This is a genomic window from Antrihabitans spumae (genome assembly GCF_043944905.1).
Taxonomy (GTDB): Bacteria; Actinomycetota; Actinomycetes; order Mycobacteriales; family Mycobacteriaceae; genus Antrihabitans; species Antrihabitans spumae.
Window position 1 is genome coordinate 15,881 of sequence record NZ_JBIMSN010000038.1, and the last position, 26,397, is coordinate 42,277.

General features: G+C 63.5%; 27 protein-coding genes and 1 tRNA gene. 16 read left to right on the top strand and 12 right to left on the bottom strand.

What is annotated here, in order from left to right; genetic code table 11:
• Positions 1-149 precede the first annotated feature (149 nt).
• Genes ACHIRB_RS09490 through ACHIRB_RS09510 form a run of 5 tightly spaced genes read left to right on the top strand, consistent with a single transcriptional unit; the run spans position 150 to position 5,542 of the window.
• On the top strand, positions 150-1,652 hold the full coding sequence (locus ACHIRB_RS09490) for a CoA-acylating methylmalonate-semialdehyde dehydrogenase (protein WP_395113460.1): 1,503 nt from the start codon (positions 150-152) through the stop codon (positions 1,650-1,652).
• A gap of 1 nt (position 1,653) precedes the next feature.
• Positions 1,654-2,793 (top strand): isobutyryl-CoA dehydrogenase, encoded by a 1,140-nt coding sequence (locus ACHIRB_RS09495; protein WP_395113459.1) that lies wholly within the window; start codon positions 1,654-1,656, stop codon positions 2,791-2,793.
• Positions 2,790-3,854, top strand: coding sequence for an enoyl-CoA hydratase/isomerase family protein (locus tag ACHIRB_RS09500; RefSeq protein WP_395113458.1), 1,065 nt, complete (start codon positions 2,790-2,792; stop codon positions 3,852-3,854). The genes ACHIRB_RS09495 and ACHIRB_RS09500 overlap by 4 nt, the downstream gene beginning before the upstream one ends.
• Positions 3,851-4,762, top strand: a complete 912-nt coding sequence (mmsB, locus tag ACHIRB_RS09505) for a 3-hydroxyisobutyrate dehydrogenase (RefSeq protein ID WP_395113457.1) — start codon at positions 3,851-3,853, stop codon at positions 4,760-4,762. Before ACHIRB_RS09500 ends, mmsB begins: the two co-directional genes overlap by 4 nt.
• Before the next feature lie 3 nt (positions 4,763-4,765).
• Positions 4,766-5,542, top strand: coding sequence for an enoyl-CoA hydratase (locus tag ACHIRB_RS09510; protein ID WP_395125452.1), 777 nt, complete (start codon positions 4,766-4,768; stop codon positions 5,540-5,542).
• 72 nt (positions 5,543-5,614) lie between these two features.
• On the opposite strand, the gene ACHIRB_RS09515 is transcribed toward ACHIRB_RS09510, so the two are convergent.
• Positions 5,615-6,667, bottom strand: a complete 1,053-nt coding sequence (locus ACHIRB_RS09515) for an Hsp70 family protein (RefSeq protein ID WP_395113455.1) — start codon at positions 6,665-6,667, stop codon at positions 5,615-5,617.
• Between the two features lie 70 nt (positions 6,668-6,737).
• Positions 6,738-7,274, bottom strand: a complete 537-nt coding sequence (locus tag ACHIRB_RS09520; protein ID WP_395113454.1) for a MarR family winged helix-turn-helix transcriptional regulator — start codon at positions 7,272-7,274, stop codon at positions 6,738-6,740.
• 92 nt (positions 7,275-7,366) lie between these two features.
• Between ACHIRB_RS09520 and ACHIRB_RS09525 the strand changes: the two genes are divergently transcribed.
• Positions 7,367-8,509 carry an MFS transporter gene (locus ACHIRB_RS09525; protein ID WP_395125453.1) on the top strand — a complete coding sequence of 381 codons (1,143 nt, stop codon included), beginning with the start codon at positions 7,367-7,369 and terminating at the stop codon, positions 8,507-8,509.
• 48 nt (positions 8,510-8,557) lie between these two features.
• A tRNA-Cys gene (locus tag ACHIRB_RS09530) sits at positions 8,558-8,628 on the top strand.
• Positions 8,629-8,669: 41 nt separating this feature from the next.
• Here ACHIRB_RS09530 and ACHIRB_RS09535 read toward each other — a convergent pair.
• Positions 8,670-10,088: an MFS transporter gene (locus ACHIRB_RS09535; protein ID WP_395113452.1), complete on the bottom strand. Its 1,419-nt coding sequence runs from the start codon at positions 10,086-10,088 to the stop codon at positions 8,670-8,672.
• 72 nt (positions 10,089-10,160) lie between these two features.
• Between ACHIRB_RS09535 and ACHIRB_RS09540 the strand changes: the two genes are divergently transcribed.
• Both ACHIRB_RS09540 and ACHIRB_RS09545 read left to right on the top strand, forming a co-directional pair.
• Positions 10,161-10,598, top strand: coding sequence for a DoxX family protein (locus ACHIRB_RS09540; RefSeq protein WP_395113451.1), 438 nt, complete (start codon positions 10,161-10,163; stop codon positions 10,596-10,598).
• A 35-nt stretch (positions 10,599-10,633) separates the two neighbouring features.
• A complete protein-coding gene (locus ACHIRB_RS09545) occupies positions 10,634-11,233 on the top strand; it encodes an MTB12 C-terminal domain-containing protein (RefSeq protein WP_395113450.1) in 600 nt (199 codons plus the stop codon).
• Between the two features lie 81 nt (positions 11,234-11,314).
• On the opposite strand, the gene ACHIRB_RS09550 is transcribed toward ACHIRB_RS09545, so the two are convergent.
• Positions 11,315-11,515 carry a CsbD family protein gene (locus ACHIRB_RS09550; protein WP_199705996.1) on the bottom strand — a complete coding sequence of 67 codons (201 nt, stop codon included), beginning with the start codon at positions 11,513-11,515 and terminating at the stop codon, positions 11,315-11,317.
• A 75-nt stretch (positions 11,516-11,590) separates the two neighbouring features.
• The gene (locus ACHIRB_RS09555; protein ID WP_395125454.1) at positions 11,591-12,550 is read right to left on the bottom strand and encodes a LysR family transcriptional regulator; all 960 of its coding nucleotides are present in this window, start codon (positions 12,548-12,550) and stop codon (positions 11,591-11,593) included.
• 99 nt (positions 12,551-12,649) lie between these two features.
• Between ACHIRB_RS09555 and ACHIRB_RS09560 the strand changes: the two genes are divergently transcribed.
• From ACHIRB_RS09560 to ACHIRB_RS09580, 5 genes are all read left to right on the top strand, one after another.
• Positions 12,650-14,044, top strand: a complete 1,395-nt coding sequence (locus tag ACHIRB_RS09560; protein WP_395113448.1) for an MFS transporter — start codon at positions 12,650-12,652, stop codon at positions 14,042-14,044.
• Entirely contained in the window at positions 14,041-14,787 is a 747-nt protein-coding gene (locus ACHIRB_RS09565) for a 3-hydroxybutyrate dehydrogenase (protein WP_395113447.1), read from the top strand. The genes ACHIRB_RS09560 and ACHIRB_RS09565 overlap by 4 nt, the downstream gene beginning before the upstream one ends.
• 141 nt (positions 14,788-14,928) lie before the next feature.
• Complete coding sequence (locus ACHIRB_RS09570) at positions 14,929-15,978, top strand: alpha/beta hydrolase (protein ID WP_395113446.1); 1,050 nt, start codon at positions 14,929-14,931, stop codon at positions 15,976-15,978.
• 25 nt (positions 15,979-16,003) lie between these two features.
• Entirely contained in the window at positions 16,004-16,519 is a 516-nt protein-coding gene (locus ACHIRB_RS09575) for a VOC family protein (RefSeq protein ID WP_395113445.1), read from the top strand.
• Positions 16,520-16,630: 111 nt separating this feature from the next.
• Positions 16,631-17,056 (top strand): hypothetical protein, encoded by a 426-nt coding sequence (locus ACHIRB_RS09580; RefSeq protein WP_395113444.1) that lies wholly within the window; start codon positions 16,631-16,633, stop codon positions 17,054-17,056.
• On the opposite strand, the gene ACHIRB_RS09585 is transcribed toward ACHIRB_RS09580, so the two are convergent.
• Both ACHIRB_RS09585 and ACHIRB_RS09590 read right to left on the bottom strand, forming a co-directional pair.
• Complete coding sequence (locus ACHIRB_RS09585; RefSeq protein WP_395113443.1) at positions 17,053-17,355, bottom strand: putative quinol monooxygenase; 303 nt, start codon at positions 17,353-17,355, stop codon at positions 17,053-17,055. The genes ACHIRB_RS09580 and ACHIRB_RS09585 overlap by 4 nt on opposite strands.
• Before the next feature lie 130 nt (positions 17,356-17,485).
• A complete protein-coding gene (locus tag ACHIRB_RS09590; protein WP_395125455.1) occupies positions 17,486-18,436 on the bottom strand; it encodes an alpha/beta hydrolase in 951 nt (316 codons plus the stop codon).
• Between the two features lie 218 nt (positions 18,437-18,654).
• Here ACHIRB_RS09590 and ACHIRB_RS09595 point away from each other — a divergent pair, with 218 nt between their 5' ends.
• Positions 18,655-19,293, top strand: coding sequence for a response regulator (locus tag ACHIRB_RS09595; protein WP_395125456.1), 639 nt, complete (start codon positions 18,655-18,657; stop codon positions 19,291-19,293).
• A gap of 2 nt (positions 19,294-19,295) precedes the next feature.
• Positions 19,296-20,495, top strand: a complete 1,200-nt coding sequence (locus tag ACHIRB_RS09600) for a sensor histidine kinase (protein ID WP_395125457.1) — start codon at positions 19,296-19,298, stop codon at positions 20,493-20,495.
• A 14-nt stretch (positions 20,496-20,509) separates the two neighbouring features.
• On the opposite strand, the gene ACHIRB_RS09605 is transcribed toward ACHIRB_RS09600, so the two are convergent.
• The 5 genes from ACHIRB_RS09605 to ACHIRB_RS09625 are packed head-to-tail and all read right to left on the bottom strand — an operon-like array spanning position 20,510 to position 26,342.
• Positions 20,510-22,588, bottom strand: coding sequence for an FUSC family protein (locus tag ACHIRB_RS09605; protein WP_395125458.1), 2,079 nt, complete (start codon positions 22,586-22,588; stop codon positions 20,510-20,512).
• Positions 22,589-22,629: 41 nt separating this feature from the next.
• Positions 22,630-23,628 carry a glycine betaine ABC transporter substrate-binding protein gene (locus ACHIRB_RS09610; RefSeq protein WP_395113439.1) on the bottom strand — a complete coding sequence of 333 codons (999 nt, stop codon included), beginning with the start codon at positions 23,626-23,628 and terminating at the stop codon, positions 22,630-22,632.
• On the bottom strand, positions 23,628-24,404 hold the full coding sequence (locus tag ACHIRB_RS09615) for an ABC transporter permease (RefSeq protein ID WP_395113501.1): 777 nt from the start codon (positions 24,402-24,404) through the stop codon (positions 23,628-23,630). Before ACHIRB_RS09615 ends, ACHIRB_RS09610 begins: the two co-directional genes overlap by 1 nt.
• Positions 24,405-24,454: 50 nt before the next feature.
• The gene (locus ACHIRB_RS09620) at positions 24,455-25,699 is read right to left on the bottom strand and encodes an ABC transporter ATP-binding protein (RefSeq protein WP_395113438.1); all 1,245 of its coding nucleotides are present in this window, start codon (positions 25,697-25,699) and stop codon (positions 24,455-24,457) included.
• Positions 25,692-26,342 (bottom strand): ABC transporter permease, encoded by a 651-nt coding sequence (locus ACHIRB_RS09625; protein WP_199706008.1) that lies wholly within the window; start codon positions 26,340-26,342, stop codon positions 25,692-25,694. The genes ACHIRB_RS09620 and ACHIRB_RS09625 overlap by 8 nt, the downstream gene beginning before the upstream one ends.
• Positions 26,343-26,397: the final 55 nt, after the last annotated feature.

The window sequence follows — 26,397 nt, forward strand, 5'->3', positions numbered from 1 at the left end:
CGATCAGGGTGATGCGGATCACCACCTTGATATACATGGATGTCCAACTATAGGATGTCAACATATTGCAGATGGTGCGCTGCCGTCCCGAGATCACGACAAGGCGAGCCGCACACAGAGCCGAGACCAACAAGAACGGATTTGAAGAAATGGCGCGTGAGTTAACTCATTTCATCGGTGGCGAGCATGTGTCGGGCACGTCCGGCAAGTTCGGTGACGTGTTCGACCCGAACACCGGACAGGTGCAGGCGCGTGTTCCGCTCGCGTCGAAGTCCGAGGTCGAGGCCGCAATTGCCAACGCTGCAGAGGCGCAGAAGGAGTGGGCGACCTGGAATCCGCAGCGTCGTGCCCGCGTGCTGATGAAGTTCCTTGCGCTCGTTCAGGACGAGATGGACTCGCTCGCCGCACTGCTGTCGTCCGAGCACGGCAAGACCGTTCCCGATGCGAAGGGCGACATTCAGCGTGGCCTCGAGGTCGTCGAGTTCGCCGTCGGCATCCCGCACCTGCTGAAGGGTGAGTACACCGAGAGCGCGGGAGGCGGCATCGACGTCTACTCGATGCGGCAGCCGCTCGGAGTCGTCGCAGGCATCACGCCGTTCAACTTCCCCGCCATGATCCCGCTGTGGAAGGCCGGCCCGGCCATCGCCTGTGGCAACGCCTTCATCCTCAAGCCGTCCGAGCGTGACCCGTCGGTGCCGCTGCGTTTCGCTGAACTGTTCATCGAAGCCGGGCTGCCGCCAGGCATTTTCAACGTCGTCAATGGTGACAAGGAATCGGTCGACACGCTGCTGCACGACGACCGGATCAAGGCCGTCGGGTTCGTCGGGTCGACACCGATCGCTCAGTACATCTACGAGACCGCGACGGCGAACGGTAAGCGGGCGCAGTGCTTCGGCGGCGCCAAGAACCATGCGATCGTGATGCCCGACGCCGATCTCGACGACGTCGCCGACCAGTTGATCGGCGCCGGCTACGGCTCTGCCGGTGAACGCTGCATGGCGATCTCGGTCGCGGTGCCCGTCGGCAAGGAAACCGCGGATCGCCTCGTCGAGAAGCTGACCGAGCGGGTCGGCAAGCTGAACGTCGGTCGTTCGGACGAGAAGGGCGTCGACTTCGGTCCGCTCGTCGGTTCCGATGCACTCAAGCGGGTCAACGACTACGTCCAGATCGGCGTCGACGAAGGTGCGTCTGCCGTTGTCGACGGCCGTGGCTTCAAGCTGGAAGGTTCCGAAGACGGATTCTTTGCCGGCGCAACGCTGTTCGACAACGTCACCAAGGAAATGCGGATCTACAAGGAAGAGATCTTCGGACCCGTTCTGATGGTCGTGCGCGCCAAGGACTACGAAGAGGCGCTGAGTCTGCCGAACGACCACGAGTACGGCAACGGCGTCGCCATCTTCACGCGTGACGGTGATACCGCGCGCGACTTCGCAACCCGCGTCCAGGTCGGCATGGTCGGCATCAACGTGCCGATCCCCGTGCCGATCGCGTACCACACCTTCGGCGGCTGGAAGCGGTCCGGATTCGGAGACCTCAATCAGCACGGTCCCGACTCGATTCGCTTCTACACCAAGACCAAGACGGTGACGCAGCGGTGGCCGAAGGGCCTCAAGGAGAATGCGAATCACTTCGTCATCCCGACGATGGACTGACATGTTCGTACTTTCCGAAGACGAGCGGGCGATCACCGACACCGCTCGGGACTTCGCCATGGAGTACTTGGCGCCCAACGCAATCGAATGGGATCAGACCAAGCACTTCCCGGTGGATGTGCTTCGCAAAGCCGGAGCGCTCGGTATGGGCGGCATCTACATCAACGAAGACGTCGGCGGCTCGGGTCTGACCAGGCTCGACGCCGTCCGAATCTTCGAGCAGTTGGCTATCGGTTGCCCAACGATCGCCGCCTACGTCTCGATCCACAACATGGCGACCTGGATGATCGACAAGTTCGGGTCCGAGGAACTGCGCCAGCAGTGGGTTCCTGGTCTGGCGTCGATGGAGTTGCTGTCGAGCTACTGCCTCACCGAGCCGGGTGCAGGTTCCGACGCGGCGGCCTTGAGTACCAAGGCCGTTCGCGACGGTGACGACTATGTTCTCAACGGCGTCAAGCAGTTCATCTCGGGTGCAGGCACATCCGACGTCTACGTTGTCATGGCACGCACGGGAGCGTCTGGCGCCAAGGGCATTTCGGCATTCGTCGTTCCCAAGGACGTCGACGGACTGTCCTTCGGTGCGAACGAGAAGAAGATGGGCTGGAATGCGCAGCCGACGCGTCAGGTGATCATGGAAGACGTTCGGATTCCGGCGTCGAACCTGATCGGTGACGAGGGCAACGGTTTCCGAATCGCCATGTCCGGGCTGAACGGTGGTCGCATCAATATCGCGGCGTGCTCGATCGGCGGTGCGCAGGCTGCGTTCGACAAAGCTGTGTCGTATCTGGCCGAGCGCAAAGCCTTCGGCAATCGGCTCCTCGATTCGCAAGCGCTGCAGTTTCAGTTGGCAGACATGAAAACCGACTTGGAGGCCGCGCGGACGTTGCTCTGGCGTGCCGCTGCGGCACTCGACGACGGTAGCGCCGATGTCGTCGAGTTGTGTGCAATGGCAAAACTATTCGCGACCGACAACGGTTTCGAGGTCGCCAACAAGGCGTTGCAACTGCACGGCGGCTACGGCTATCTCGCCGAATACGGCGTCGAGAAAATCGTCCGCGATCTCCGCGTGCACCAGATACTCGAAGGCACCAACGAAATCATGCGGGTGGTCATCGCCCGCTCGGTAGTGGGGAACGTATGACCGACGACGTACTGATCGACAAACGCGACGGACTTGGGCTGATCAGGCTCAACAGGCCGAAGGCGATCAACGCTCTGAACCATCCCATGGCCCTGGCAATGACTGCGGCACTACGGGATTGGCACGATGACGACGAGGTCCGCGCCGTCGTTGTAACCGGCGAGGGTGACCGCGGATTGTGTGCGGGTGGCGACATCGTGTCGATCTATCACGATGCGCAGGACAACGGATCCGGCTCGGCCGACTTCTGGCGCGACGAGTACATCCTCGACGCCCTGATAGCGCGCTACCCGAAGCCGTATGTCGTTGTCATGGACGGCATCGTCATGGGTGGCGGCGTCGGCATCTCGGCGCACGGCAGCGACCGGATCGTCACCGAAAGATCGAAAATTGGTATGCCGGAGGTCGGCATCGGGTTCGTACCCGACGTCGGCGGCACATTACTTCTCGCGCAGGCGCCTGGGGAGTTGGGCACACACGTCGCGCTCACCACCGCACGGATGAACGCCGGTGACGCGATCGCATGTGGCTTCGCGGACCACTACGTGCCGGTGGCAGATGTGCCTGCGTTGCTCGAAGCGCTGGCCGAGCAATCCGTCGAGCAGGCGATCGGCAAGTTCGCCGTGGCTTTGCCGGAATCTGAGTTGGTTGCGCAGCAGAGCTGGATCGACGAGTGCTACTCGGCGGACACCGTCGAAGAGATCGTCGCCAGGTTGCAGGCTCACGCGGAACCGAAGGCGGCCGAGGCAGCTGCGCAGATCCTGGCGAAATCACCTGCGGCGGTGAAGGTTGCGCTGCGGTCGTTGCGGAACGCGCGCGACGCGGCAAGTTTGGAAGAAGTGTTGAACGAAGAGTACCGAGTGTCACTGGCCTGCTTGAAGTCTCACGACCTCGTCGAGGGCATCAGGGCGCAGGTCATCGACAAGGACCGCAATCCGCAGTGGTCACCTGCGAACCTCGAAGAAGTATCCGACTCCCACGTCGAGGCCTATTTTGCCGACCTCGGCGAACTCGAACTCGGCTTGGCAGCACCCGACAGCACTGTGGAAGGAACGCGATGACAGACACAACGCCCGGAGACGTGAAGGTCGGGTTTGTAGGACTCGGTCATATGGGTGGCCCGATGGCTGCCAATCTGGCGAAGGCCGGCTATCAGGTGCTCGGCTACGACCTGGTGCCCGCTGCGCTGGAGCAGGCCACCAAGGACGGCGTCACCGTCGTCGCCTCGTCGGACGAGGCTGCTGACGCCGACGTCGTCATCACGATGCTGCCCAGTGGCAAACACGTTCTCGACCTGTACAGCGGCGGCCTGCTCGCCGCCGCGAAGCCGGGCACGCTGTTCATCGACAGCTCGACCATCGACGTCGCAGATGCCAAGTCCGCCAACGAACTTGCCGTCGCGGCCGGTCACCGTGCCGTCGACGCGCCGGTCTCGGGTGGTGTCGCCGGTGCTGCCGCAGGCACCCTGGCGTTTATGGTCGGCGGCTCGGAAGACGACTTCGCAGCAGCCAAACCGCTGCTCGACGTGATGGGCGCCAAGGTCGTTCACTGCGGCGGTGCTGGCGTCGGTCAGGCTGCGAAGATCTGCAACAACATGGTGCTCGGTATCTCGATGATCGCGATCAGCGAGGCGTTCGTGTTGGGGGAGAAGCTCGGGTTGAGCAACCAGGCGTTCTTCGATGTTGCGTCGAACGCGTCGGGTCAGTGCTGGTCGTTGACGACCTACTGCCCTGTGCCAGGTCCCGTGCCTGCGAGCCCGGCGAACAAGGACTACCAGCCCGGCTTCGCGACCGCGCTGATGCACAAGGACCTCGGTCTCGCGGCGAATGCTTTGCGCGCCAACGGTGTCGAAGGTTTGCTCGGTCTGCAGGCCGAGGAGATCTACAACCGCTTCAAGCAGGAGTCGGGGGGCGGTCTGGACTTCTCCGCTATCGTGACCGACATCCGCAAGCGTTCTGAAGGGGCCTGACCTGTGACCGATTTCGAAACCATCCTGCTCGAGCGAAAAGGCCGCGTCGGCGTCATCACGCTCAACCGGCCGAAGGCGCTCAACGCTCTCAATTCGCAGGTGCTGAAGGATGTCGTCGCGGCGCTCGACGAATTGGAAGGCGACGCCGAAGTAGGCGCGATCCTGCTGACCGGTTCCGAGCGCGCGTTCGCCGCAGGCGCCGACATCAAGGAGATGGCGCCGCAGACCTACATCGACATGTACGGCACCGACTTCTTCGCAGGTTGGGATCGGCTGGCCAATGCGCGCAAGCCAACCATCGCCGCAGTGGCCGGGTACGCACTCGGTGGCGGGTGTGAGGTCGCGATGATGTGCGACATCCTCATCGCCGCCGACAACGCGAAGTTCGGTCAGCCCGAGATCACGCTCGGGGTGATCCCGGGAATCGGTGGCTCGCAGCGTCTTACGCGTGCAGTCGGCAAGGCAAAGGCGATGGACCTCATCCTTACCGGCCGCAACATGGATGCAGAAGAGGCCGAGCGGGCCGGTTTGGTGTCGCGCATCGTGCCTGCCGACCAACTCCTCGACGAGGCGCTGAAGGCGGCGGAGAAGATCGCGTCGATGTCGTTGCCGGTCGCGATGATTGCGAAGGAAGCGGTCAATCGTTCGTTCGAAACCACACTCGGTGAGGGTCTTCGCTTCGAGCGCAGGGTGTTTCATTCGCTGTTCGCCCTCGACGACCAAAAAGAGGGTATGGCTGCCTTCGTCGAGAAGCGCAAGCCGAACTTCACGCACAAGTAGGCGGCTACGCCGCTCGTGAGTCGTTTTGGTGGGCAGGCCCTCCGAAAGGACTCACGAGCCGCGGAGCGGCCTCTATTCGAACGGATCCGTCGGAACGCCGGCAACTTCCATCGGTGCCGGCGCCGGGAGTTGTTCCGCGCTGCCGGAATCTTCCTTCGTCAGCATCACGCCGGTGATCGTCGCGACCAGCACCACCGCGACGGCACAGGCGGACAGCAGCTTTCGCCGCGACGCTGCCTTCGCCTCCGGTGCGGCGGCGCCGATCGCCCGCGCAACGCGGACGACGCGAGTAGGTCGGTCGCCTGCGAGGACGACTGCTCCGCGTGCCGATACTTCTTCCGGTTCGTTCTCGACGATCACAGGTATGTTCAGCGTCGCTTCGAGTCGGTCGGCGATCAAAGGGTTGTGTGTACAACCACCAAGCAGCACAACGGCTTCGGGGGTTTCGCCCGTCTCTTCGATCAGATGTCTGATGAACGATGCCGAATGCTGCACACCTGCCATCTGCAACTGCGCAAGATCGCTGCGCGTCAACACTGTTCGTTGCGACGAGGTCGGATCCTCAACCGTGACAATACGTTCGGCGCTGAGGGTCTCCTTGTAGCGTCGACTGGTCGGTAGGTCGACGTCGACTCCCGCACTCACCAGCTTTCGATGCACCTGAGCGTCGTACTCGTCGCCACCGAGCACAGTGCTGCGCCGGGTGCGCAGAGCTGTCCCCGACGCGCAGTCCGCGAGGGTGAGGGTCAGCCCCGAGCTGCCGAGGTCGTAGAGAACCACCGTGCCGAACTTGGGGAGTCGCCCGGTGAATCGCAGGTAGCGCAGCTGGGCAGCGGACTCCTTGACCAGCACGGTCGGTGTGCGATCGGAGCGTAGTGCGGCTCGGATCGCGTCGGCCTGAATATCGCTGCGGTGCGTTATCGCGACCGCCGCGATCAGCTCCCCACGTTCGAATGCGGCCGCGCGCATGGCGTCGATCGCAACGGCAACGGCTTCGCCGACGTCGGCGCCCGGACGGCGGGCAACGACGCACTGATCGATCGGCCGTTGGTGCGGCTGGTCGGCGTGCGACAGGATTGCGCGGGCGCCACTCGCCCCCGCAGATACGCCAAGCACCACGACCATGGCCCTATCTTGACGCCTCCGTGCTCAGAATCCAAGACAAGAGTTGATCTTGATAATTCGACGGTGGTCGTCAGGACCATTTCGTCGAATTGGGCCCAGCGTCGAAATCGCCAGCTGTCTGCCGGAGTTCGGCAAGAATGCGGACAAGCGAATCCAGTTTTTCGTTGTCGAGCCCCGGGCGGGCGAACACACGCGCATTGAGCGCTTCGGTCGCCTCCAACGCCAACTTCCTTCCCGCATCGGTGATTTCGATCAGCGTCGCGCGTCGGTCACTCGGATGCGGGACGCGATTGACAAGGTTCGCCGACTCCAACCGGTCGACGGCGTTGGTGACGCTCGTCGGATGGACCTGCAACCGCGCACTGGCCTTGGCCATCGGCAACGCCCCGGATCGACTGAAGCTCAACAGGGTCAGCAGTTCGTAGCGAGCGAACGTGAGGCCCGTCGGCTTGAGGACCTCGTCAACCCGGGCCATCATGATCTGCTGCGCGCGCATCACTGACGTGACAGCTGCCATACCGTCTGCGACTTCTCCCCACCCATGCTCGGTCCACTGTCTGTGGGCCTCCTCGATCGGATCGAGCGGAAGGCGCTGCGGTGGGGGCATGGTTCGATCATCGCATGCGCGAGGAAAGGGGCCCCGAAAGATCGGGCACGCCTTGGTCGCAGCATGCGCTCCTACACAGCGTGTTCTTTCTTATGGGATCGGATCTGTTTCTGCTCCCGCCGCTGCTGCCTGCCATCGCGGCTACCTACGACACGAGCATTGCGTCGACTGCGTGGGTCGTCACGTCGTTCGGGTTGTCCTACGCGGCAGTCAGTCCTTTGTTCGGAGCGCTCACCGCGCATCGGCCGAAGCGTCAGGTGATCCTGCTCGGCGTCGCGGTGATGACGGTCGGCGTGCTTGTGTGCGCTGCGGCCCCGAGCCTCGCAGTGCTGCTCGTTGGCCGAGTCATCGGTGGATTGGGCGGCGCACTGGTCGGTCCGGCGATCTGGGCCTACCTCGCCGAAACGTCGGCACCGCACGAACGAGGACGAGGTATCGCCCGCGGCGCCGCTGCCTACGCGGGCGGGCAGATCGCAGGCGTCCCACTCGGAACGTTGCTTGCCGCTGGGACCAGCTGGCGTTGGGCCTTCGCGGTGCTCGCACTCGGGTTGATCGCGTCGGGATCGCTGATTGCAGTGCGCCTGCGACCGACCCCGGCTACGGCTCGACGCGAACCGGGTCTGAAAGCGGCACTACGCTTTTCGGCAGGCCTGTGGCGCCAGCCGATCTTCCGACTGATCCTCACCGCGAACTCTGCCGCCCAAGCTGCGAGGCTTGGCACCTACGCGTACGCCGGAGCGATCTTCGCGGGCCAGTTCGGTTTCGGGACAGGGCTTCTCGGGCTCATCGGTGCCGTCGTGGGGATCGGGTCGTTTCTGGGTTCGCTCGTTGCCGGCCCGATCGTCGACTGGTGGGCGAGGCTTCGTCGTCCCGCCCCGTTGCTCGGTATCGGGTGGGCACTACTGCTCGCAGTCGGATTGGCCGTTGCGACGACCGCGCCTGTCTGGTGGCTGTGTATGGCCGGATTTGCGATGTCGGCCTTCGCGGGCGCGGGATTCTTCAGTACAAGCCAGGTCTTCCTCACGACCGTCACAGCAGAGCGTCGCGGTCCGGCGGTGGCGTGGAACAACTCCGCGCTGTACCTGGGCACCGCCATCGGCACGACTGTCCTCGGTGCGTTCGCTCTCGACAGCGCGGCATTTGCCGTCGTGTCCGCGTCGTTCGGCATCCTAGCCGCGGCGGTCAGCGTGTGGATCGTGGTGCGCCTGCGGCGAGACGGATTGGAATCAGCGTGATCGCAATGCTGTTGCGCCCGTTGGCAGGACGGCATAGTTCGAGTTGACGCGGGTGTGGCTGAGAGGCAAGGCACCGGCCTGCAAAGCCGTTTACACGGGTTCGAATCCCGTCACTCGCTCTCGTGAAGGCCCTCTCGTGAAGGCCCTCTCGTGAAGGCCCCTATTTGCCCAGCTTCGGCCGTGCTGTATCGGGACCGATAGTCAGCAATGCGGTCGCCAAGCAGCCGATCGCAAGTGCGGCGACGAACCACATCACCGACCTGAATCCGTCGAGGAACTCCTCGGGCGCAACGCGTCCGGTCGCGTCGTTGCCGAGAATCGCTGCGCCCGCAGCGATCCCGAGACTACCACCGAACATTCTGCAGGTCAGATTGACGCCGCTTGCCATCCCGGCACGCTCGGACGGCACAGCGTCCAGCGCCACGACGCCGATCGGCGTCCATACCAATGGAATTCCGAAGCCGAGCACAAGGAAGATTGCCGCGACCAGCCACGGCGGCGTCGTGGCGTCGAGACGGGTGACAGCGACCGCGCCGATGAACGTCACGACCGCACCGACGACGACAGGGACGCGTGCTCCAATGCGGCTGACGATCCGGCCGGACGTTTGCGACGATGCAAAGAAGGCGAGCGTGAACGGCAGAAAGGCAAGGCCGGCCTGCAGCGCCGAAAGATCGCGCACACGTTGCAGATACAACGATCCGAACACCATGAACATCATGGCCACCGCAAGAATCAGCAGGGCAAGCACGCTGGCGCCCGCGAAACTCCGTATCCGGAACAACGCAAGATCGACGAGTGGCGACCTGATCCGCTGCTCGACGACGACGAATGCGACCAGCAGTGCGATTCCCGCTACGAAGAGGACGAGGACGGCAGGGGAGGTCCAGCCCCAGTTGGCGCCTTCGAGGATCGCGAGGGTCAGGGTCGAGACACCGACCGCGATGAGTGCGAGCCCGAGGTAGTCGATCCGCTGACCGGGCGTGGTGTCGCGGGACTCTCGTGCGAAACGTCCAGCGAGCACGATGGCTGCTATTCCTGCAGGCACGGATAGGAAGAACACCAGCCGCCAACTTTCGACGGCAATCAGAATGCCCGCGAGAATCGGGCCCAAGCCGAGCCCTGCACCGGCCGCCGTGCCCCACCAGCCGATGGCCTTGGCGCGTTCCTCTGGCGGATAGGCGTCGGCCAACATGGCCAGACTCGAGGTGAAACACAGTGCAGCGCCTGCACCTTCGAGCGCTCTGGCAAAGATGAGAGACGGGCCGTTCCAGGCCGAACCGACGAGAACGCTTGCGACGACGAACAGCGCGGACCCGATCATGAACATGCGCCGACGTCCGAGGATGTCGGCGAGGCGGCCCGACGCGACTATCAGTGCTCCCTCGGCGAGGACGAACGAGTTGACCGCCAGGAGTGCGACTTCCGACGACAGACCGAGTCCGGTCTCCATCGCGGGCAGCGCGACGGCGACCGCAAGCGTGTCGGTCGCTACCATCGCGGGCGTCAGGCAGGCTGCGACGAGCGTCCATCGCCGCGCTCGTGCATCCAACGCTGCGGGGACCCCTTGCTGGGTCATTCGGCGATATTACGTGTTTCGAATTGCCGGTATATCGGAATTGCCTGCGCGGGCGTCGTGTTGAATCCACTCGTGAATACGACGCAGAACCTACGACGACTTGCCCAAGCCGTGCTCGGCGCAGCCCTCGCAGGCGCAGGCATCGGACATCTGACCGTGCTGCGAGAGGAGTTCCAAGCGCAGGTGCCGACGTGGTTCCCGCTCGACGCAGACTTCGTCGTTCTCGCGTCAGGTGTTGTCGAGATTTGCCTTGGTGCGGCGCTGCTCTTGACGTGGCGCCTGCCCGCTCGCGCGTATGTCGGTCTGGCGACCGCGGCGTTCTTCATCGTGATCTTTCCCGGCAACATCGCTCAGTTCGTAGAACACAGGGATGCCTTCGGACTCGAATCCGACCTTGCGCGCGGTGTTCGGTTGCTGTTCCAGCCCGTCCTCGTTGCGTGGGCGCTCCTTGCCACCGACGCGTGGAGTGTTGTGAGGCAACGTGTCAAGGGAAACTCAGCTACCAGCTAGCCACCGTCCGATCTGGTTAGGCTAACCTAATCGACATGACTATCCGACGGACTCTTGTGGCTTCCTCGATCGCTGCGATGGTGGCGTTGACCCTGACCGCCTGCAGCAACGACAGTGGCGACAGCTCGGACAGGGCTGCCGCTACGACGAGCGTGAGTGCGACGACGACACAGGCGCCGCAATCGTCGACTCAACCGCCGTCGAGCGAGACGACCCCTCCGCCGCCCGTCACCACGACGACGGAGCCGACCACTACAACCACCGCGCCGCCGACGACAACTGTCGCGCCGACGACCGTCACCGAAGAAGCGATCGTTGTGCCGGCGGTCCCGTCCGACGGTGAACTGCAAGGGAAACTGCAAGCTGCGCTCAACGGCTCGGCGAACGAGTTGGAGTCCGGCGATCCGGGTTCCATCACTATCGTTCGCGATCGCATTGCGCTGATCCCCGGCTACACGTGGTCGGTCAGCGGTGGGAGTGTCTCGGGCGACGTGTTGTCGGCGAATCTGCAGAGTTGCCTCGGTCAGTGCTTCCCGATACCGGTCACCTGGAAGAACGTCGACGGCACCTGGAAGCTGTCGCGCGAAAGCCAGGACACACTCGTCTCCTATGCGAACCTGACCGGCGACTACTGACCTGCGACGAACGGGCTCTCAGCGCTCACTTTTCGGCGAAATCGCAACACTGACAGCCCGCTCGCGGGGGTAGGCCAGCGGTCAAACCCGGCGATTTCGCCGCCGCGTCCCGCCGCGGAATGCGTCCTTGACCTTTTCGGCCGCTTGTTTCAGGCTGGCGCCCGACCGCTTGCGACGCCCTCGCGCCCGCATGCTGGAATCCCCGGTGGCCTTGCCGACCTCTTCTTGGACTCGACCCGAGACTTCGTCGACCTTGTTACGAAACTTGTCTGTTCCACTCATGCTGGGCTCCAACGAATTCGACGGGAGTATCTCTCCCTTGAGGGTGACTACCCGCCTACTTCGTCCCTCTAACGCTCACACCGGCGAGGCGTGAGACCCGCCGAGCAGCACATCCTTCTGCTCGACCATCAGGATGCGAATTGCCTGCACAACGGCCGCGACCTCAGGCCTGCGCAGAGTCTCGGAGCGCACCACGAGCCAGTAGCTCAGCTGAACGGCGACCTCGTCCGGCAATACGCGGACCAGGTCGTCGTGGCGATCGGCCATGAAGCAGGGGAGTAGCCCGATGCCCGCGGCAGCACGTGTTGCTTCCACGTGCACGAAGACATTGGTCGACGTCACCGACCGGCGCATCGACGGCGCGAAACTCGGTGCGAGGTCGAGTTCGTCGACCTGCAGCATCGAGTCGATGAAGTAGACGAGTGCGTGACGGTCGAGGTCGTCGACCGAGGTCGGCTTCGGATTCGCGCGCAGGTACTCCGGCGCGGCATACAGCCCGAGTCGATAGTCGCCGAGCAGATGCGCCTCCGCGCGATGCACCTGCGGTTCGCCGACAACGATCTCCAGGTCGAGGCCCGACCGCTGCTGTGATGCGCGGCGGGTGGTCGCGACGACCTCGACCGTCACCTTCGGATGTGTGCGCTGCACCCGCGCAGCAGCGGGCGCGGCGATGTAGGCGCTGAAGCCGTCGGTCGCCGATATTCGGACGACGCCTTCGAGTTCGTTTGCCGCACCACTCGAGATGAGCACCCGCACCGCCGATTCGACGTCTTCGGCGGCCGCGACCGCCTCACGGCCCAGCGTCGTCAGTTCCCATCCGCCCGCACTGCGGGCGAGTACTCGATCGCCGAGGATCCGTTCCAATGCAGCGATGCGGCGCGCGACGGTGGTGTGGTTGATGCCGAGGGACTCGGCTGCCGCGCTGAACTTGCCGGACCGGCCGACAGCGAGGAGCACAAGCAAGTCGTCCGCGCTTGGATAGCGCTCAGCAGCCACTTCTGCATTTTTGCAGATGCGAGGTGCGAGTTTGGGCATTGTTGTCGTGATTATGTGCATCGATACTCGGGAACACCCAAGTGTGCGACAGGCCACATCTGCGCACGATGGCGAGCACCGTCACAGAGGAGAACAACGATGTCAGTCGATGCGCCCGTCCGCGGGGACGGCAAGAACAACCCGGATACGCCGAAAGGCCTGAAAAAGGTCGTCGCGGCGTCGATGGCGGGGACCGTCGTCGAATGGTACGAATTCTTTCTCTACGGCACGGCGGCAACACTCGTCTTCAGCAAAGTGTTCTTCTCCGAAGACACCAGCGAACTCGACGCCATCCTCGCCGCGTTCGTCACCTATGCGGTCGGCTTCGCGGCGCGGCCCATCGGCGGCATCGTCTTCGGTCACTTCGGCGACAAATACGGCCGCAAGAAGCTGCTCCAGCTCAGTTTGATTTTGGTCGGCAGCGCGACGTTCCTGATGGGCTGCCTGCCGACGTTCAACCAGATCGGGTACTGGGCGCCCGCGCTGCTTGTGACGCTGCGCTTCATCCAGGGCTTCGCCGTCGGAGGTGAGTGGGGCGGTGCGGTACTTCTCGTTGCCGAGCACAGTCCGAACAAGAGTCGAGGATTCTGGGCGAGCTGGCCGCAAGCCGGTGTTCCCGCAGGCAACCTGTTGGCGACCCTCGTTCTCCTTGCCCTGACGACCACTCTGTCGGACGAAGACTTCCTCAGCTGGGGTTGGCGCATCGCATTCTGGCTGTCCGCCGTGATCGTGTTCGTCGGCTACTACATCCGCACCAAGGTCACCGACGCGCCGATCTTCATCGAGGCACAGCAGCAGGCCGCGCAGATCAAGGCAGCGTCCTACGGCGTTGTCGAGGTCATCAAGCGGTACCCGCGCGGTGTCTTCACCGCGATGGGTCTGCGATTCGGTGAGAACGTCATGTACTACCTCGTCGTCACGTTCACCATCACCTATTTGAAGGTCGAGGTCGGCGCGGACACCAAGACGATTCTGTGGTGGATGCTCGCCGCGCACGCTGTGCACTTCGCGGTGATTCCGCTGGTGGGACGATTGTCGGATCGGGTCGGACGACGGCCGGTATATCTGGCGGGCGCATTGACCGCGGGCACCTGGGGATTCTTCGCCTTCCCGATGATGAACAGCGGCCACAACTTCGTGATCATGCTCGCGATCATCATCGGACTCGTGTTCCACGCATTTATGTACGCGACGCAGCCGGCGATCATGGCCGAGATGTTTCCAACGCGGATGCGGTACTCCGGAGTGTCACTCGGCTATCAGGTCACCTCGATCGTCGCCGGATCGCTGGCCCCGATCATCGCCGTTCGTCTCTTGGACAAGTACAACTCGTCGGTCCCGATCGCGTGGTACCTCGCCGTTGCTGCGGCCATCACCACGGTCGCCGTTGTCGTCTCGCGAGAAACGAGGGGTCTGTCGCTGGAATCGCTCGACATCGCCGACGCAAAGGCGATCGCCAGCGAGCAGGAACTCGCGAAGGTCGGGCTGCGGTGACCGACCTCCAAGGCCGGACCGCTGTGGTCACCGGCGGAGCGAGCGGGATCGGCGCAGCGTGCGCACGACGTCTTGCAGCCCGCGGCGCGTACGTCAGGGTCGCTGACGTCGACGAGATCGGTGCCAAGTCCGTCGCCGTCGACATCGGGGGAGAGGCATGGCCGATCGACCTCGTCGACGTCGCCGCGCTGGAGGACCTCGTACTCGACACCGATATCCTGATCAACAATGCGGGCATCCAAACCGTCTCTCCCATAGTCGATTTCGATCCTGCAGCATTTCGGAAGATCATCACTTTGATGGTCGAAGCTCCGTTTCTGCTCGTCCGGGCCGCATTGCCGACCATGTACGAGCGGGGCTTCGGGCGCATCGTGAACGTCTCGTCGGTCCACGGTCTGCGGGCGTCGGAGAACAAGGTTGCCTATGTGACGGCGAAGCATGCGCTGGAGGGGTTGTCGAAAGTGACTGCGCTGGAAGGTGGTGCGCGCGGCGTGACGAGCAACTGCGTCAACCCGGGCTACGTGCGCACACCCCTCGTCGAAAACCAGATCGCCGATCAGGCTCGCCTACACGGCATTTCGGAGGAAGAAGTACTCGAGCGGGTGCTGTTGACCGACAGTGCGGTCAAGCGTCTCGTCGAGCCGGCCGAAGTCGCGTCGTTGGTGGGTTGGTTGGCCGGCGCGGACGCAGGCATGGTCACAGGAGCGTCGTACACGATGGACGGTGGCTGGTCGGCGCACTGATGCAGCAGGCGGCCGACCGTGACCAATTCGTTTGACGATCGCAACGTGTTCGGCGGCCTCGTCGAGGACGTAACGGTGCGAGATGACTGCTCGACAAGGTTAGGGTGTCAGTCATTCGTGTACCGACAACGTGGGAGACCAATGCGCCGATCAGCCTGGCTCGCGACGAAGATCTCCGTCATCGCAGGAGCGCTCGTCGCGGCTCCGCTCGTTGCCGCGGGTCCGTCCGGGGCTGACCCCATCATTGCCAACGGTGACGTCTTATCTCGCGTCACTGCACCCGACGGTACCTACATCAAGTCCGTCGAGGTCGAGGATTCCCGTTCGCTGGTCATCACCGTCCATGCGACGTCGATGAACGTCGATGTTCCGGTGCAGGTGCAGCGCCCGCGCGACACCAGCCAGCCGCGCCCGGTGCTGTACCTGCTCAACGGTGCCGACGGTGGCGAAGGTACCGCGCAGTGGAAGCTCCGCACCGACGCGTTGAAGTTCCTCGAAGACAAGGACATCAACGTCGTCTCGCCCGTCGGCGGCGCATGGAGTTACTACACGGACTGGAAGAACGTCGACCCGGTTCTGGGCAACAACAAGTGGAAGACGTTCCTCACGAAGGAACTTCCTCCGCTGATCGACGCCGCACTCGGAACGAACGGCAAAAACGGTATCGCCGGACTGTCCACCTCGGGCACGACCGTCCTGAACCTGCCGATCGCTGCCCCTGGGCTGTACCAAAGCGTCGCGGCCTACAGCGGTTGCGCGCAGACGAGCGATCCGGTCGGCCAGCGGGCTGTCGGCATCACCGTGTGGTGGGGTGGCGGCAAGGTCGAGAACATGTACGGCGCGCCGGACGACCCGCTGTGGCGGGAGAACGACCCCTACCTGCGCGCGGCGGAACTGCGTGGCCTCAGCATGTACATCTCGACGGGCTCCGGCATCCCCGGAATCCACGACAATCTCGGCGACCCGCACTCGCTTCCCGGCGTCGAAGGGCTTGCGAACCAGATCATCATCGGTGGCGCCATCGAGGCGGCGACCAACTTCTGCACGCACAATCTGATGAACCGCCTGAACGAACTGCAGATCCCCGCGCACTACAACTTCCGGCCGACCGGAACACATTCGTGGGGTTACTGGGAAGACGATCTCAAGGATTCCTGGCCCGTGCTCGCCGGTCCGCTCGGTATCGCATAACGCACGTCCGTACGAGGAGAAACCGATGACGAACCACTCGGCGGCGGAGCAGGAACGCTCCAAGAAGTTCGAGGAGCAGCGTGAGCAGATTCGCGCCCGGCACCTGAAACCGGCGGACCAGCGACCGCCGTCGTCGGCGCGCGGACTGCATCACACCGCACTGATCAGTACCGACGTCGAGGCGACCGTTCGCTTCTATCAGGACATTCTCGAATTCCCGTTGACAGAATTGATCGAGAACCGCGACTACCCAGGTTCGTCGCACTTCTTCTTCGACATCGGCAACAGCAACCTGCTGGCGTTTTTCGACTTTCCCGGACTCGATCAGGGGCCGTACCAAGAGGTCCTCGGCGGATTGCATCACCTGGCAATCAGCGTCGAGCCGTCACGGTGGGAACGACTACGCGAGAAGCTGATCGCCGCCGAGGTGGAACTCGCCGAACACAGCGGTGTGTCGCTCTATTTCCGAGATCCGGATGGTGCGCGGATCGAGTTGATCGCCGACCCACTCGGCGAGATGTACGGCAGTCACGTCCTGTAGCGGCGAAGCCGCACAGGGGTGGCGAATCGACCACCCTGTGGGCACTGTCGGTCGTCATGGGCAGCGGCGACAGTTGTAGGACATCCCGACGCTGGTGAAAGGACCGCCGTCATGCCTACCTCTCTCGCCGAACGAACTCTGGCAGCGACACTCCTGACGGCCGCTTCGCTGCTGCTGGCCGGCGGTCCCGCCGCCGCGGAGCCGGCACGGGGCACCGATCCAGGTTGGGTTGTCTCGAATTACCTCGACCACCGCCTCTACGGCGCAGCGGTCGCCGACTATCCGTACGTCTGCGCACCGGATCGAGAATGGAGTCCGACCGGAGTCGTAGAACACGACGGTCCGCCGTTCGCGCATGAGCAAGACCTGGTGCTCGATATCAGGTCCTACGATCCGTCGAGCATCCACTTCTATCAGGCCCGCAATCAGAACTACTTCGTCGTCGTCGTGGACGTCTCAGGCTACGAGCGCACCGAATCGCGAAGTTTCGTCCTGGCACCGGGCACCGAGGGCTACTGCATCGGCCAATTGGCCTAGCCGGAAACGTCGACTGGGTTCAGCGGATGTATCGCCGGCGCTGACGCGAGCAGCTCGCCGACCGCAGCGAAAGCGGCCTTCATATGTGCAGATTCGGCATGCTCGGCGAGATCGGCCTCGCTACGCCACACCTCGACGACGACGAAGGTGCCCGGCGACGCAAGCGACTCGGACAGGTCGTACGAGACGCAGCCTTCCTCGGCTCTGGTCGCGACGACAAGCGTCGACAAAGCGGTACGAACAGCCTCGACGCCATCGGGCTTGGCTTCGATGATCGCGACAACATTCAGATTGCTCAATTCGGTCACCTTAGGTTTGGGGGTTCGTGGGGAAGTGCTGAGTCCGGTCTACCCCACTCTTGCACCACAAACGCAGAACGGCCCCGGAGAACGAATCTCCGGGACCGCTGCGTGGAATCGAATGTGCGTGTCAGGCGCCGAGGGCCGGTCCGATGGTGCTGAACCAAGATTCGTGCAGACGGGCCTGCCAGTAGTTCCACCAGTGCGTGCCGTCGGCCGTGATGCGGACGGTCGGATTGACACCGGCTGCACGCAGCGCAGGAACGAAGAGCTGACTGCTCAGACCTGCCGCGGTTTCCAGCGGAACCATCTGCGCGAACTTCACCGCGTCGAACTTCGAGCTCGCAGGGTTGACGGTCGGATCGCTCGTGGGCGAACCTGCGCCGGAGGAGATGTAGACAGCCTTGCCGCGAAGCGCACCGACGTTGAGCAGCGGGTCGTTACGGAGCCAGCTGCCGGACGGCCACAGGCCCCACATGTTCAGCGGGTTGCCGCCCATCTGCGCGACCGAGACCTGAATGCCCTGTGCGAACCCGGGGCTGCTCGCGGTCGGGTAGCCGCTGTACGACGCCACAGCCTTGTACAGGTCGGGGCGATGTGTTGCGAGGTTCAGTGCGGACGTGCCGCTCATCGACAATCCGGCGATTGCATTGTTGACGCCGTCGCTGCCGTAGCTTGCAGCCATCACGGCGGGGAGTTCCTTCGTCAGGAACGTCTCCCAGCGGACGACGCCGAGCTTCGGGTCGGGGCGCTCCCAATCGGAGTAGAACGTGCCACCGCCGCCGAACGGAATGACCACGTTGACGCGCTTGTCGGCGAAGAAAGCTTCGACGTCGGTGTTGATCAGCCAACCGTTGTCGTTGTCCGGTGCGCGCAGACCGTCGAGCAGATACAGGGTCGGAGCGGGTCCGTCGCCTGCAGCCCGGAGGATCTTGACCGGAATGTCTTTGTTCATCGATGCAGAGTGCACATAGACGACCTGTGAGTCGGCTTGCGCGACGCCAGTGCTGGTGAAACTGACCAGGGATACTGCCGCCAAAACTGAGACGACCCCTGAAATAAGAGCGCGACGTATCGCCATCAATAAATTCCTTGCCTCAGTCCCCGATCGGATTGATCCCAGGCAGAGTAACAGGCTGGTCACAAATCGGCGACTCCACCGAGATCTTTCAACCTCAACTCGAGGGTGAGGTATCGGCGATTCGGAGACGTCCCACCGTCGGCGTGAAAAGCTTTGGAGGTGCAGATGATCCGCTGTATTCCGGTTCGACGAATAGGGCCTAAGGGATCGAGAAGAACATGACCGACAAGGTGCGAGTCGTCGTCGGCGACGACCATCCGCTGTTCCGCGACGGTGTTGTCCGCGCACTCGTGTCGAGCGGCCAGGTCGACGTCGTTGCCGAGGCCGACGACGGCATAGCCGCCTTCGCGTTGATCAAGGAACATGCACCCCAGGTCGCGCTGCTGGACTACCGGATGCCTGGACTCGACGGCGCCCAGGTTGCCGCCGCGGTGCGTCGCGACGAGTTGGCGACCCGGGTCCTGCTGTTGTCGGCTCACGACGAGTCGGCGATCGTCTATCACGCGCTGCAGGAGGGTGCGGCAGGGTTTCTTCCCAAGGAATCGACGCGCGCCGAGATCGTCAACGCCGTTCTCGACTGCGCCAACGGTCGTTCGGTGTTGTCACCTGCAATCGCAGCCGGTCTAGTCGGCGAAATCCAGCGGCGGACCGAACCCGCCGGACCGTCGTTGAGCAAACGGGAACGGGAAGTGCTCGGCATGATCGCCCGCGGTCACAGCATTCCGGCGATTGCGGGCGAGCTGTTCCTCGCACCGTCGACCGTGAAGACCCATGTGCAACGCCTGTACGAGAAGCTCGGCGTCGGGGATCGCGCGTCGGCTGTCGCGGAGGCGATGCGTCGCGGTCTGCTGGAGTGATGATGACCGGTCGGTCCCGCATCGATCGAATCGTCGAGTATCTCGCGACGGAGTCGGTCCGAATCTCGGCGATTCTTCGGGTGCCGCTCATCGGCTTGATCGTTGCACTCGGACCGATCGCCGACGTCGATCCGTGGCTGCCCGCCGTGTACAGCGGTCTGCTCGGTTGTTACGCCGGCGCCGCGGTGGTCTGGTTGATCGTCGTACTGCGTGGACCGGTGCGGCCGTGGGCCGGGTGGGTGTCGACGGGAATCGACGTGCTCGCTGTGCTCGCTTTGTGCCTGAGCTCAGGGGGAGCGACGTCGCTGTTGCTGCCGGTGTTCTTTCTGCTGCCGATCTCCGTGGCATTTCAGAATCGCCCCGAACTGACGGCCTTCCTCGGGATCGGTACGGCGGTCGGTTATCTCTCGGTGTGGATCGTCTATTCGAAGCGTGACGACACGGTCGGGTTGCCGAACGTCGTGTACCTCTACTTCGGGTTCCTCCTGTGGCTCGCTGCCGCAACGACGGGCCTGTGTCTTGTGCTCGCGCGGCGTTCGGCTCGGGTTGCCGCTTTGCTGGACGTGCGCCGACGGTTGGTGTCGGAGTCGGTGCAGGCGGACGAGCGACACAACCGGGAGCTGGCCGAGCACCTGCACGACGGTCCGCTGCAGAACCTCCTCGCAGCGCGACTCGACCTAGAAGAGGTACGGGAGCGCAGTCCCGATCCTGCGCTCGACGCCGTCGATGCGGCGATCCAGGAGACCGCAAAACAGTTGCGGTCCACGGTCACTGCGTTGCACCCCCAGGTGCTTGCACAACTCGGGTTGACCGCCGCGACTAGAGAACTCGTGCGGCAGTACGCCGAACGGGTGGACTTCGAGATCGTCGCCGAGTTGGCCGAGGTCGGTCGCCCGGCATCCCAGTCGCTGCTCTACCGTGCCGTCCGCGAGTTACTGGCGAACGCGCACAAACACGCGAGAGCAACACTGGTCGACGTGCGACTCGCCGCAACGCCCGACGCGATCACGCTCACCGTCACCGATGATGGGACGGGGTTCGATACCTCGACGCTCGACAGGTGCGTTGCCGACGGGCACATCGGGTTGGCGTCACTGCTGGTTCGCATCGACGCAATGGGCGGCGACGTCGACCTGGACTCCGACATCGGGCGTGGCACAACGATTTCCATCGTCATGCCGACCGACGCCGCCGACCTCTGATCGTCGAGAACCCGTCACAGTCGCTTCGTAGCCTCGGCAAGCGCACGTTCGAGAGTGCTCAGTGAGCGAACCGCACCCCGCACTGGCCCTGCTGCTTTGGTCGAACTTCGGAGAACGTCCAAGATCGTTGTCTCCGTGACTTTCTCCGGCGTCTCCACCGGTTCACCCGCGACAACTTTGCGAACGGTCTCGACAGTCCCGCGGACGTACGCGGCGGCGTCGCGTAGCGCGGCCGAGGTCGCCTCCGACGGCGCGGTGTCGCTGTCGGCGCGCGACGCATTGACGCCGGATCGAGCAAGTGCGTGCAGGGACCTGTTGCTGACCTGCAGGACTCGGACCAACCGTTTCGCGCCGCGTCGGCTGCGTGACGTCGGACCCAGAGCCAGCGGCTTGCCTGCGGTGAGGACTTCCTTCAGCGCGTTGTCGAGTTTCCTTGTCTCCGCGACGAGTTCGGTATCGCCGCCCGGAGCGACCACGGACGCGATACCTGCGTCGATGACGTCCTCCATGCGGTCGAGATAGGTGTCGACCTTGTCGACGAGGGTCGATCGCGTTCCCGTCGCGAAGATGAAGTACGCCGCGGCAATGCCGACCGCTCCACCTACCGCAGTCTCCGCTATCCGCAGTTCGAGGACGCCGATACTGAAGTCGCCGAGCAGGCCGTAGAGCATCGCCAACATGACGGTGACGAAGAACGTGAGCAACGCATAGGCGACCGTCACCAGGTAGAACGCACAGAAGATGCAGACAAGCAGAAGAACGATCTGCACCGCGGCGTTGTTGCCGACAAGTGCGGCAAGGAGCACACCTGCGAGCATGCCGAGAATGGTGCCGACGATGCGATGCCCTGCACGGGTGAGGATTTCGCCGCGGGTCGATGCACCGGTGAAGACAAGAAACGCTGTCAGCACTGCCCAGTACCAACGGTCCGGCGAGATCAATTCGCCGAGAACGGTTGCCGCGCTTGTCGCGACGGCCACCTGGATCGCTGCTTTCGTGCTCGGGTCGAGGCCTGGATCTTTCTCCTCCTCCTCGGCGTCGGTGGGCTTCGGCGGCAGATCGGCGCTGCTGTCCGCCTGTAACGCGTTGGTGGTGATGTGATGAATAGCGATGTGCGCCTGTAGCGCTCGTTGGGCGACGATCGTCGCGATACCCGCGGTGGTCGACGGGTCGGCCTTGTCCGCCGCCGCGGCAGCCAGTTTGCGTGCCGCTCGGAGTTGGTCGTTGGATGGGTAGCGCTGCAGAACGGATCCGAGTGCGGTTGTCGCATTGCCGAGCCCCGCGGGCCACGCCTTGTCCGGGTCGAGTGCCCACAGCGCGCTGACGAGTTGCTCCGTCGCGATCTGTGCGTCGAAGACCCGAAATGCCAAGTCTTCGTTGGTGACGCTCAGCAGTTGGGCTGCGTCGTGCCGATCGAGCCAGTCGTCGATCTGCAGTGCGGTCTCGCCGAGCCGATCCAGCCTGCGGCGCAGCGTGACCAAGTCGCGAGCGCTGCGATCCGATGCCACCTCGAGGACCGAGATGGACGCGGCGCGCAGCGCTTGCGCAAGCCGGCGAACTTCGACTCTCGGGCGGTCGGGCAGGACGACGGTTCGTACGAACAATGTTGCAAGCAAACCGATTCCGATGGCGAGCGCGAGTATCGGCACCTGCTCTGGGGACGCGGCGAGGAACAGAGCGAAGAAGTAGGAGATGAACGCGACCATCCCGAGCGCATTGCCCCGAGGGCCGTAGCGTCGCACCCACACGGCTGTGAACAACACGACGATGAAACCGACATCTGCAAACGGACCCAGATGCGACAGCAACGCCGCCGTCAGGACCGCACCAGTTGCGGGAAAGAACAACAGCAACGTGGTGACGACGCGGCTGTGCTGGTCACGATCCTTGACCGCCGCGGACGACTGCATCGCGACGACGGTCCCGAGCATGGCAACGGTGATCGGCTGATCGACGAGATGGGTGAAGGTCAGCAGTGTGGCCATCGCTTTGATGACCGACAACGTAGTCGCAGTTGCACTCCGTAGTCGCACGCGACCGGGGTCGGACACGACGAGAAAGCGCACCGCACCGGCCAACGTCGTATGAGCCATTCGTCGATTGTCGTGCACGCGACCCGCAGGGGCGATCGGTCCTACGGTTTCGTCACGAAACCTTCGGAGACGAGCCAGTCGCGTGCGACGTCCGCGGGTTCGGTGCCGTCGACGTCGACCTTGCGATTGAGTTCGGTCATGACCTCGTCGGTAAGCCGTGCGGAGATCGGTGTCATCACGTCCGCGACCTGGGGATGAGCCTCGGCGAAGTCTTTCTTCATCACCAGCGCGGGGTTGTACTTGGGGAAGAACTGTCGATCGTCCTCCAGCAGAACAAGATCCAGCGCGATGATGCGACCGTCGGTGGTGAACACCTCGCCGAACTTGCACTGGGTACCGTCTGCCGTCGCCTGGTAGATGATGCCGGTCTGCAGGATCTGCCGCTTGGCTCGGTTTGCGTCGAACTCGTACTTCGCAGCCATACCGGGAAAGCCGTCCTGTCGGACGTTGAACTCGGTTTCGACGCAGGTCGTCGCCGCGTCAGGGTCGCTGTTGATCAGCTGCGCGTAATCCGAGAGGGTCTTCACGCCGGTCTGCTCCGCGGTCTGCCGGTTCATGGCGATGGCGTACGTGTTGTTCATCGGCGCGGGTACCGCCCAGACCATGTCGTTGGCAGCCAAGTCTGCATCCCGAACGGCCTCGAACTGAGCCTGTGAACCCGGGACCGGCGTCTCGTTTCCGAGGTAGTTGATCCAGCCCGTACCCGTGTATTCGTAGGTCAGGTCGATCTGGCCGTTGAGTTGCGCGTCACGGGTGCTGTTGGAGCCCTGAATATTCGTCAGGTCACGGACATCCGCGCCCGCGGCGGCCAGCGCGAACTCGATGATGTAGCCGAGTGTGATCTGTTCGGTAAAGTCTTTGGATCCGACGGTGATCTTCAGACCCTCGAGTTCTGGAATCGGTTGGATGCTCCCCGGCCCGACCTCGAGTGGCAGGGCACCGCCGGATTGCAGTCCACAGGAGGCGACAAAGGCAAGCCCTGCAGCTACTGCGACGGCCGCGAGGCGTCGCCGGAGACGGCGATCGTGCGTCCCGCGCATCAGCGAAGTCCCTTCGGTCCGAGGAACTGTTCGGCGAGCGCGCCGACCCAATCGATGAGCAGCGCAAGGGAAACCGCGAGCACCGCGCCGACAACGAGGGTCACGTTGTCACGGAGTTTGTAGCCGGTGTCGATCAGAATGCCGAGACCGCCCGCACTGACGAGAAAGCACAGCGTCGCGGTGCCGACTGCAAGTACGAGCGAAGTGCGCAGGCCGGCAAGGATGTACGGCACAGCCATCGGAAACTCGACGCGCCGCAGCACTGTCATCGGCGACATACCCTGGCCGCGACCGGCATCGATCAACGTCCGATCAACCTCCTGATAGCCGAGAATTGTGTTGCGCAGCACCGGAAGCAACGAGTAGAACGCGATGGGGAGCACGCCGATCCAGAACCCCGTCGTCCGCGTCGCCAGATAGAACAGCACCAGCAAACCGATAGCGGGCGCTGCAGCACCGACATTCGCGATACCGACGAAGAACGGTGCCAGCCGTGTGTAGCCGGGGCGGGTCAGCAATGTGCCGAGTGGTACCGCGATGACGACGACGATCAGGACGACCGCGATCGTGATCAGCACGTGCTGCCACGTCAGCGTTGCGATATTCGAGAGGCTGATGCTGCCCTTCTGCGTGGCGGTGAGATCGCGACTGAATGCCCAGAGCAGAACGCCTGCAACGAGAACCGCCACCAGCAGCGGTTGGGCCAGCAGACGGATACGGTCCGCACGCTTCGCTGCCGACCTCTCTTTGCCGCTCAGGTCGGGAGCGGTCTCCATATCCGGAGGCGCGGTCGTGTTGTCGTCGTCGACGGCCCGGGTCGGTGCGCTCATGACGGAGCGTCGCTGACTTCGGTGTCGCCGTTGTTGGTGGTGGCGCCGTTGTCTTTGGTGTCGCTGGGCTCGGCGTCGTGGTCGTGTGCGTGTTCTGCTCGCATCGATGACAGATGCCCGACGAGGGTGTCGATCGTGATCAGTCCCGCGTATTCGCCACGCCGTCCCGTCACGCAGGTCGATGCTGTGCTCTCGGCGAGCAGGGCCTCCAAGGCGTCCTGCAGTGTCGACTGGGTCGAAACCATCTCGCCGACGTTCTGGCCGACGCCCCGCAGTGTCGTTGCGTGCGCGAGGTGCGCGGGAGATACCCAGCGCAGTGGCCGGTTACGGGAGTCGAGTATCAAAGCCCATTGGCGCTTGCGGCTTTCGAGGAGGCGCCGCAAATCGTCGACGGAATCGTCTTCGGTGACCGTCGGGCACTGCAGTAGTTCGACGTCGCGAACTCTAGTGAGGGTCAGCTGCTTCAGTGAGGCATCAGCGCCGACGAACCCAGCGACCATGTCGTTGGCCGGATTGGCGAGGATCGCCTCGGGGGTGTCGTACTGCATGATGCTGGATTGGTTGCCCAGCACAGCAATTCGGTCGCCGAGCTTGACTGCTTCGTTGAAATCGTGGGTGACGAAGACGATCGTCTTCCCGAGTTCGGTTTGCAGCCGCATCAATTCGTCCTGCAACAGTCCGCGGGTGATGGGGTCGACCGCGCCGAAAGGTTCGTCCATCAACAGCACCGGCGGATCGGCGGCGAGCGCCCGTGCGACTCCCACGCGTTGCTGCTGGCCGCCGGAGAGTTGGCGCGGGTAGCGATCGCGGTAGGTATCGGGATCGAGGCCGACCAGGTCGAGCATCTCGTCGACGCGTGAGGTGATGCGCTTCTTGTCCCATTTGATCAGGCCGGGCACTGTCGCAACGTTTTTCGCGATCGTCATATGTGGGAAGAGTCCAGCCTGCTGGATCGAGTAGCCGATGCCGCGACGCAACTCGTCGGGGTCGATCGACAAAGCGTCCTTGCCGTCGATGGTGATCTTCCCTGACGAGGGTTCGATGAGGCGGTTGATCATCCGCATCGTTGTCGTCTTGCCGCAACCCGAAGGGCCCACGAAGACAACGATTTCGCCCGCGGGCACAGTCAGTGAGACATCGTCGACTGCGGCGTCCTTCTGCCCTGCATAACGCTTCGTCACCGACTCGAGCACTATCTCGACCCCGGAGACAGTCGATTTCGTTGTGGCTGAGTCAGTCACGGATACCCCTAGATGTTGTGAATCGGCCGACGAGTACGTAGATCCCGTCGAGAATCAACGCAAGAACGACGATGAGGACGGTGCCGACCAATGCCTGCGGCACGGCATTCGGACTACCGACGCGGGACAGTCCGGAGAAGATCAGGTTGCCGAGGCCTGGGCCTTTCGCGTATGCGGCGATGGCCAGGATGCCCATGATCATCTGGGTGCTCACTCGCATACCCGTGAGAATCGACGGCCACGCCAATGGCAATTCGATCCGCGTCAAAACTCCGACGCGGTTCATTCCGACGCCGCGCGCCGCGTCGGTCACTGCGGGATTGACCGACGCAAGACCGATGATCGTATTTCTGATGATCGGGAGCAACGCGTACAGGACGAGCGCGGTGATCGTCGGGGCCACGCCGAGTCCCAGAAACGGGATGAGGAGGCCGAGCAGTGCGAACGACGGAATGGTGAGGATCGTGCTGGCGACCGCGGTCGCGACAGCGGACCCGATCGGGCTTCGGTACACGAGAATCCCGATTGCGACCGCAATGATCGTCGCGATGACGACCGATTGGACGACCGCGGAAACATGCAGATAGGAATCGGTCAACAGTTGCTGACGCCGATTCACGACAAAATTCCAGAGGGCATCCATAGAGGCGGCGTATACCCGGGTACAAGACGGTGTAAACCTGAGGGCGCTACGCGCC

What these genes read in the sequence shown, in the direction of transcription:
- ACHIRB_RS09560 (WP_395113448.1), top strand. Translation starts at nt 12,650, where the DNA reads ATGTCAGTCGATGCGCCCGTCCGCGGGGACGGCAAGAACAACCCGGAT.
- ACHIRB_RS09610 (WP_395113439.1), bottom strand. Translation starts at nt 23,628, where the DNA reads ATGCGCGGGACGCACGATCGCCGTCTCCGGCGACGCCTCGCGGCCGTC.
- ACHIRB_RS09515 (WP_395113455.1), bottom strand. Translation starts at nt 6,667, where the DNA reads ATGGTCGTGGTGCTTGGCGTATCTGCGGGGGCGAGTGGCGCCCGCGCA.
- ACHIRB_RS09500 (WP_395113458.1), top strand. Translation starts at nt 2,790, where the DNA reads ATGACCGACGACGTACTGATCGACAAACGCGACGGACTTGGGCTGATC.
- ACHIRB_RS09625 (WP_199706008.1), bottom strand. Translation starts at nt 26,342, where the DNA reads ATGGATGCCCTCTGGAATTTTGTCGTGAATCGGCGTCAGCAACTGTTG.
- ACHIRB_RS09575 (WP_395113445.1), top strand. Translation starts at nt 16,004, where the DNA reads ATGACGAACCACTCGGCGGCGGAGCAGGAACGCTCCAAGAAGTTCGAG.
- ACHIRB_RS09600 (WP_395125457.1), top strand. Translation starts at nt 19,296, where the DNA reads ATGACCGGTCGGTCCCGCATCGATCGAATCGTCGAGTATCTCGCGACG.
- ACHIRB_RS09545 (WP_395113450.1), top strand. Translation starts at nt 10,634, where the DNA reads ATGACTATCCGACGGACTCTTGTGGCTTCCTCGATCGCTGCGATGGTG.
- mmsB (WP_395113457.1), top strand. Translation starts at nt 3,851, where the DNA reads ATGACAGACACAACGCCCGGAGACGTGAAGGTCGGGTTTGTAGGACTC.
- ACHIRB_RS09570 (WP_395113446.1), top strand. Translation starts at nt 14,929, where the DNA reads ATGCGCCGATCAGCCTGGCTCGCGACGAAGATCTCCGTCATCGCAGGA.
- ACHIRB_RS09550 (WP_199705996.1), bottom strand. Translation starts at nt 11,515, where the DNA reads ATGAGTGGAACAGACAAGTTTCGTAACAAGGTCGACGAAGTCTCGGGT.
- ACHIRB_RS09595 (WP_395125456.1), top strand. Translation starts at nt 18,655, where the DNA reads ATGACCGACAAGGTGCGAGTCGTCGTCGGCGACGACCATCCGCTGTTC.
- ACHIRB_RS09520 (WP_395113454.1), bottom strand. Translation starts at nt 7,274, where the DNA reads ATGCCCCCACCGCAGCGCCTTCCGCTCGATCCGATCGAGGAGGCCCAC.
- ACHIRB_RS09615 (WP_395113501.1), bottom strand. Translation starts at nt 24,404, where the DNA reads ATGGAGACCGCTCCCGACCTGAGCGGCAAAGAGAGGTCGGCAGCGAAG.
- ACHIRB_RS09555 (WP_395125454.1), bottom strand. Translation starts at nt 12,550, where the DNA reads ATGCCCAAACTCGCACCTCGCATCTGCAAAAATGCAGAAGTGGCTGCT.
- ACHIRB_RS09525 (WP_395125453.1), top strand. Translation starts at nt 7,367, where the DNA reads ATGGGATCGGATCTGTTTCTGCTCCCGCCGCTGCTGCCTGCCATCGCG.
- ACHIRB_RS09495 (WP_395113459.1), top strand. Translation starts at nt 1,654, where the DNA reads ATGTTCGTACTTTCCGAAGACGAGCGGGCGATCACCGACACCGCTCGG.
- ACHIRB_RS09590 (WP_395125455.1), bottom strand. Translation starts at nt 18,436, where the DNA reads ATGGCGATACGTCGCGCTCTTATTTCAGGGGTCGTCTCAGTTTTGGCG.
- ACHIRB_RS09605 (WP_395125458.1), bottom strand. Translation starts at nt 22,588, where the DNA reads ATGGCTCATACGACGTTGGCCGGTGCGGTGCGCTTTCTCGTCGTGTCC.
- ACHIRB_RS09580 (WP_395113444.1), top strand. Translation starts at nt 16,631, where the DNA reads ATGCCTACCTCTCTCGCCGAACGAACTCTGGCAGCGACACTCCTGACG.
- ACHIRB_RS09490 (WP_395113460.1), top strand. Translation starts at nt 150, where the DNA reads ATGGCGCGTGAGTTAACTCATTTCATCGGTGGCGAGCATGTGTCGGGC.
- ACHIRB_RS09535 (WP_395113452.1), bottom strand. Translation starts at nt 10,088, where the DNA reads ATGACCCAGCAAGGGGTCCCCGCAGCGTTGGATGCACGAGCGCGGCGA.